General features: G+C 66.1%; 1 protein-coding gene. It reads left to right on the forward strand.

Annotation, left to right across the window (positions count from 1 at the left end; all coding sequences use genetic code 11):
* Positions 1-440, forward strand: a 440-nt coding sequence (locus N801_RS19250) for an IS3 family transposase (RefSeq protein ID WP_035941150.1), incomplete at both ends; no start/stop codon positions are given.

Raw genomic sequence — 440 nt, forward strand, 5'->3', positions numbered from 1 at the left:
GCGCGCCCGCAATGGCAAGAAGCCCGGACCGCCGGTCCACGACGACCGGTGCGCCGTCGTGGATAAGCACGGCGTGACCCGGCACGTCTTCACCGCGCACGGCCCGAACCAGCTGTGGCTGGCCGACATCACCGAACACTGGACCGCGGAAGGGAAGCTCTACCTCTGCGCGGTCAAGGACGTCTTCTCCAACCGGATCGTCGGCTACTCGATCGACTCGAGGATGAAGTCACGGCTGGCGGTCGCGGCCCTGAACAACGCCGTCGCCAGGCGAGGTGACGTGGCCGGCTGCGTGCTACACACCGATCGAGGATCCCAATTTCGCAGCCGGAAGCATGTCCACGCGCTGGGCCGGCACGCCATGATCGGATCGATGGGTCGAGTCGGCGCCTGCGGTGACAACGCGGCCATGGAGAGCTTCTTCTCCCTGCTTCAGAAGA

Source organism: Knoellia aerolata DSM 18566, assembly GCF_000768695.1.
In the GTDB taxonomy this organism is placed as follows: Bacteria; Actinomycetota; Actinomycetes; order Actinomycetales; family Dermatophilaceae; genus Knoellia; species Knoellia aerolata.